Source organism: Paraburkholderia sp. UYCP14C, from assembly GCF_004197395.1.
GTDB lineage: Bacteria > Pseudomonadota > Gammaproteobacteria > Burkholderiales > Burkholderiaceae > Paraburkholderia.
This window is the reverse complement of the sequence record NZ_SELS01000152.1, coordinates 1-5,405: the sequence shown is the minus strand read 5'-3', so window position 1 is coordinate 5,405 and position 5,405 is coordinate 1. Positions and strand designations below refer to the sequence as shown.

At 57.8% G+C, this 5,405-nt stretch carries 6 protein-coding genes; all 6 read left to right on the top strand.

Translation table 11 applies throughout. From position 1 onward, the window contains the following. Window positions 1-41: 41 nt before the first annotated feature. From EVC45_RS43315 to EVC45_RS43290, 6 genes are read left to right on the top strand one after another with little or no spacing between them, the layout of a single operon-like run. Window positions 42-722 (top strand): amino acid ABC transporter permease, encoded by a 681-nt coding sequence (locus tag EVC45_RS43315; protein WP_129964195.1) that lies wholly within the window; start codon window positions 42-44, stop codon window positions 720-722. A gap of 10 nt (window positions 723-732) precedes the next feature. Further along, window positions 733-1,398 carry an amino acid ABC transporter permease gene (locus EVC45_RS43310; RefSeq protein ID WP_129964194.1) on the top strand — a complete coding sequence of 222 codons (666 nt, stop codon included), beginning with the start codon at window positions 733-735 and terminating at the stop codon, window positions 1,396-1,398. A 32-nt stretch (window positions 1,399-1,430) separates the two neighbouring features. Next, window positions 1,431-2,309: a dihydrodipicolinate synthase family protein gene (locus EVC45_RS43305; RefSeq protein ID WP_129964193.1), complete on the top strand. Its 879-nt coding sequence runs from the start codon at window positions 1,431-1,433 to the stop codon at window positions 2,307-2,309. Window positions 2,310-2,367: 58 nt separating this feature from the next. Continuing rightward, window positions 2,368-3,384, top strand: coding sequence for a 4-hydroxyproline epimerase (locus EVC45_RS43300; protein ID WP_129964192.1), 1,017 nt, complete (start codon window positions 2,368-2,370; stop codon window positions 3,382-3,384). Further along, the gene (locus tag EVC45_RS43295; RefSeq protein WP_129964191.1) at window positions 3,381-4,676 is read left to right on the top strand and encodes an FAD-binding oxidoreductase; all 1,296 of its coding nucleotides are present in this window, start codon (window positions 3,381-3,383) and stop codon (window positions 4,674-4,676) included. The genes EVC45_RS43300 and EVC45_RS43295 overlap by 4 nt, the downstream gene beginning before the upstream one ends. Before the next feature lie 10 nt (window positions 4,677-4,686). Beyond that, on the top strand, window positions 4,687-5,376 hold the full coding sequence (locus EVC45_RS43290; protein WP_248295511.1) for an aldehyde dehydrogenase family protein: 690 nt from the start codon (window positions 4,687-4,689) through the stop codon (window positions 5,374-5,376). Window positions 5,377-5,405 lie beyond the last annotated feature (29 nt).

Sequence of the window (5,405 nt, the reverse complement as noted above, 5' to 3'; positions counted from 1 at the left end):
CGAAGCCCGTCAGGAAAGGCTGATGAAGCTGGCCGCCTGAGCTGCAAAAGCTTGTCCAGACAACCGGAGCCGATACACTCCAAGGAAGCTTCGGTGCCCTGCTGTCTGGGCTTAGGGTCACTATCGAACTGGCACTCGCAGCGAACGCAATGGGCCTGGTATTCGGATTCTTTCTTTGCCTGCTCGCGATGAGCCGCTGGATAGCTGTTCGTTGGCCGGCACAGCTTTTCATCGAGTTTTTCCGCTGCACGCCAGCACTTCTTCAAATTGTCTGGTTCTTTTACTGCATCCCAATGATGGTCGACGTGTTTATTGACCCTATCGTGATGGGCATTCTCGCGCTCGGTCTGAACCTGACGGCGTTTAATGCAGAGGCATACCGAGCCGGCATTCAGTCAGTGCCGAAGGAGCATCTCGATGCGTGCGTGGCGCTTGGCCTGAAGCCGTGGCAAAGGACGATGTATGTGGTCCTTCCGCAAGCGTTGCGTAGCGCTACTCCGGTGCTCATGACCAACGGCATCTCGAGCCTCCAGCAAAGCGCACTGGTTGCCATAGTCGCGGTTGCAGACCTCATGTACGTAGGCAAGAGTCTCGCGACCGAAGCATATCGCCCCCTCGAAACGTACACGGTGGTCGCGCTCATCTATTTTGCTCTCTCGCTGCCCATCGCCAGGCTGGTCAACGTGATTGAACGTCGCCAGGACCTCGCGGTCCAGCGCTGAGGAGAAAGCCATGCAACTTGATTTCTCGGCTGTATTCCCTTATTGGCAGGTCTTACTCAAGGGCCTCGGTCTCACCATCGCTATAACCAGCAGCTGTGCGGTTATTGGAAGCCTCGGTGGGTTCATCCTTAGCATGCTACGCATGTCTCCGTCCAAGCCGCTGAAATGTGTAACGACACTCTATGTCGAATTCTTTCGTGGCACTCCGCTGCTGATTCAGCTGTTCTGGGTGTTCTTCTGTTTCCCGGTCGTTTTCCGGCTTCCGATTCCGCCGTATCTGTCGGTCGTGATTTCGCTGACGTTGTACATGACTGCTATTACGAGCGAGACGTTTAGAGGTTCGTTGAAGTCGATTTCGTCAGAGCAACACGATGCGTGTATCGCCTTGAGTCTCTCGCCACAGGCGAAAATTCTGTACGTCATCTTCCCGCAGGCGCTTCTGCGAGCCATTCCGCCGCTCCTTTCGAATGTCGTCAGCCTGTTCAAGGAGAGCGCGCTGATTTCGTCGGTTGGCGTTGCAGACCTTATGTTTGTCGGCCAGAACATCTCGAACAGCACGGCCAAACCGGTCGAATTCCTGACCACAGTCGCACTGATTTACTTCTTCGTCGCTTTCCCGCTGACGCGTCTTGTCGGCGTGGTCGAGACGCGCATGCTTAGGCGATACGCCTACTAACTCACCTGTACTTGCTAAGTCGGAGAAAACACATGGAAATGAAAGGTATCTTGCCCGCCCTGGTTACGCCGTTCGATTCGAAGGGCGCTGTCGACCATGACACGTTGGCATCCATCATCGAGTTCCAACTGAAGGCGGGCGTCAAGGGCTTCGTGCCGCTGGGCTCGACGGGCGAATACTACGCGCTGAACAACGAAGAGCGCCGCGCCGTCCTGAAGACCGTTCGTGAAGTCGTCGGCGACCGCGGCATCCTGATTGCGGGTGCCAATGGTTCGTCCACCCGTGAGGTCATCGAGCAGGTGAAGCAGACGCGTGACGCCGGGTACACCAACCTGCTCATCGCACCGCCGTACTACGCGATGCCGTCGCAGGAAGAGCTCATCGGCCACTACGAGGCAATTCTCGAAGCAGTGCCAGAAATCGACGTGGTCGTCTACAACTACCCGGTCCGTACCAACGTCGAAGTCGGCTACGACGTCCTCGAAGCATTTAAGGACAACCCGCGCGTTATCGGCATCAAGGAAAGCAGCGGCAACCTGCTGCGCGCTATCGAAATCGGTTCCAAGTACAAGGGCCACTATCAACTTTCGTGCGGCTCGGACGACCAGGCCCTCGACTTCTTCCTCTGGGGAGCAAGCAGCTGGATTTGCGGACCCGCAAATTGCTTCGCGAAGAAGACCGTGGAAATTTATGACAAGTTCGCCGCGGGCGACATCTTCGGCGCGCAGGCGGTTATGCGCACGCTGTTCCCGGTCATGGCGAGCATGGAAGCAGGCAAGTTCGTGCAGAAGGTGAAGTACGGTTGCGAGCTTGCAGGTTTCAAAGTCGGCAACGCGCGTATGCCGCTCAAGCCGCTGACCGACGAAGAGAAGGCTGAGTTCCGCAAGGTCTTCGAAGCGTCGCAGGCGTAATCTCGAAGGGTGCGTCGCCCCAAGCCGTGGGCGACGCAATTGCAAAGAGAAGAGGAACATGTCCAGACACACCTTTGCCTGTATCGAGGGCCATACCGAAGGTATGCCCGTGCGCATGGTCGTCAGCGGCGGCCCTGAGCTTCAAGGCGCAACGATGAACGACCGCCGCCTATACTTCGTTGAGAACTATGACTGGGTTCGTCGCGCGTTGATGCTTGAACCGCGTGGCCATTCCCACATGTCCGGAACAATCTTCTATCCGCCGCTGAGCAACAACGCCGACTTCAGTCTGCTTTTCATCGAGACGTCCGGCTGCCTGCCCATGTGTGGGCATGCGACGATTGGCTCAATTTCCTTTGCGCTGGAAGCCGGTCTCATCTCGCCGAGGCAACCGGGCCTCGTCGTCGTCGATGTGCCGGCCGGTCAGGTGACCGCTCGCTACGAGATGGATGGCGACCGCGTCGCTTCAGTTCGATTCACAAACGTCCCGAGCTTCCTGCTGCATCGCGACGTCGAAATCTCTCATCCGCACTTTGGCAAGCTGACTGTGGACATCGCCTACGGTGGGAACTTCTATCCCATCGTCGAGGTTCAGGAAAATTACCCCGGTTGCGAGCACTTCTCCCCTGAGCAGCTGCTCGAATGGGGACGCGATATGCAGAGGCTCGTCAATGACGCGATCGACGTCGTCCATCCGGACAACGCGCAAATTCGCGGCGTCAAACACTGCATGTGGACAGGTCGACCTATCGACCCTGAATCCGACGGACGCGCGGTCGTCATTGCTGGAGATAGCCTGATTGACCGCTCGCCGTGCGGAACGGGGAGTTCCGCGCGAGTTGCACAACGTTTCGCTCGGGGACTGCTTGACCAGGGTCAGCCTTTCAAGCACGAGAGCCTTATCGGCAGTCGCTTCATCGGCCGCGCCGAAGAGCCGACCAAGCTCAACAGTGGTCTGGACGCGGTGTTCCCAAGTATCGAAGGTCGAGCGTGGATTACGGGACGTGGCGAACACTATGTTGATGACGCACAGCCCTACGCATACGGGTTCAGCCTGCAGGAGTTTGCAAAGTGAACGCCGTTCCGCGTCAGCATTTCCCGGGGGCAACAGCGGCCGTGCCGCGCGAGACTGCAGTAGTCATCGGGGGCGGCATCGTCGGCGTATGTTGCGCGCTCTACCTTCTGCGTGAAGGTTATGCCGTTACGATCGTCGACCCGGAGGTCCCGGGCAACAGTACCGCGAAATGGAGTTGCGGCCAGATGGCGGTGAGCGAAGTCATTCCGCTATCCAAACCCGGCATCCTGAAAAAGGTGCCTGGATGGTTAATGGACCAGAAAGGACCACTCGCTTTGCGTCCTCGAGCATTGCCCGGAATTCTGCCGTGGTTTGCGCGCTTCGTTGCGTCAGCGCGCCACGCGAAGATTGTGGACATCGCACAGGCATTGGCCACATTGACTCACGACGTGTACGACGACTATGCGCCGCTTCTCGAAGAATGCGGCGATAAGGCGACCCTTCTTGGTCAGCGTCCGGTGATTGAACTGTTTGACGACGCCAGCGCAATCGAACGCGACAAGGAGCATCTCGAGTTACGCGAATCACTGGGCTTTCGCTGTCAACGTCTTTCGGCTACGGAGATTGCTGACATGGAGCCGACGCTTTCGGGCCGCTTCGCACACGGTCTGCTTTTCCCGGATTGGCGTTTCGTGAATGACACGGAAGGCTTCATTACGGCGTTGACCGATAGCTTCGTTTCCCGTGGAGGCGTACGGGTGCAGTCGGGCGCCGCGGGAATCAACGAGTCGGGAGGCCTGGCCACCGGGGTTTCACTTCGCAATGGGCAGCAGATTCCGGCAAACCATGTTGTTGTTGCAGCAGGCATTGGCTCAAGGCACTTCTTTGACCAGTTGGGCGTTAAGGTGCCGCTCGAAGGGATCGCCGGTTATCAGGCGCTCATTCCGAATCCAAACGTGGACATTCGACACTCAATCATTTATGCGGATGGCGGGTTTTGCTTTACGCCGATGACCCGTGGTCTTCAGATTGGCGGCACCATCGAATTCGCAGGTCGTAACGCCGAGCCAAATTTCCAGCGCGCAGAAATCATTCTTGAAAAAGCCAAGCGGATTCTGCCTGAGCTTCGAACCGAGGACGTTGAGTTCGGCGTCGGATACCGGCCTTTCCTGCCCGATACCAAACCTGTTATCGACCGCTCACGCCGACTGACCAACGTGTTGATGGCCTTTGGCCACGGCCAGCTTGGACTGACGCTCGGAGCAACGACAGGCAGATTGATTGGCGACATGGTCGCCGGTCGCGCCACCAAACAAAACCTCGCGCCATTCAGCGCCTACCGCTTTGCCTGAGAGAACATTCATGAAATCGTACGAACGACTTTTCATCGACGGTCGATGGGTCGCACCCATCAAAAATGGAAGCTTTGAGACCATCGACCCCAGCAGTGAACAGGTCATCGCCAAAGTCGCCGCCGCGACAGCGGAAGATGTTGACCTCGCTGTAAAAGCCGCGCGCAAGGCGTTCGATGAAGGTCCGTGGCCGCGCATGAGTGGTGCGGACCGCGCAGCAGTGCTTCGTCGTATCGGCAAAGGCATTCGCGAGCGCCTCCAGGAGCTGGCAGAAATCGAAGTCCACGACAACGGCAAGCCGCTCCCCGAAGCGCTCTGGGACCTCGGCGACGCCGCAGGCTGCTTCGAGTTCTATGCAGGTCTTGCCGAAAACCTCGATGAGACCGCCGAGATACCTGTGGCTCTCTCCGACGACCGGTTCAGTTCGGTGGCCAGGAAGGAACCGGTTGGCGTGGCAGGCGCCATCATTCCGTGGAATTTTCCCATGTTGATGGCTGCATGGAAGGTCGCGCCGGCATTGGCGGCTGGCTGCACGATGGTGTTAAAGCCTTCGGAGCTCACGCCGCTTACGGCGCTCGAACTCGGAAATATCGCTGCTGCGGCCGACCTGCCGCCTGGTGTGCTGAATATCGTGACAGGCCTTGGTAAAGATGCCTCTATTGAATTTTCAGTGGGTGGTATCGTCCCGGTTTCTGGATAAACAAGACGAAGGCAGGTCATGCATAGCCA

Coding starts and splice junctions, on each gene's coding strand:
- EVC45_RS43310 (WP_129964194.1), top strand. CDS start 733: ATGCAACTTGATTTCTCGGCTGTATTCCCTTATTGGCAGGTCTTACTC.
- EVC45_RS43305 (WP_129964193.1), top strand. CDS start 1,431: ATGGAAATGAAAGGTATCTTGCCCGCCCTGGTTACGCCGTTCGATTCG.
- EVC45_RS43300 (WP_129964192.1), top strand. CDS start 2,368: ATGTCCAGACACACCTTTGCCTGTATCGAGGGCCATACCGAAGGTATG.
- EVC45_RS43290 (WP_248295511.1), top strand. CDS start 4,687: ATGAAATCGTACGAACGACTTTTCATCGACGGTCGATGGGTCGCACCC.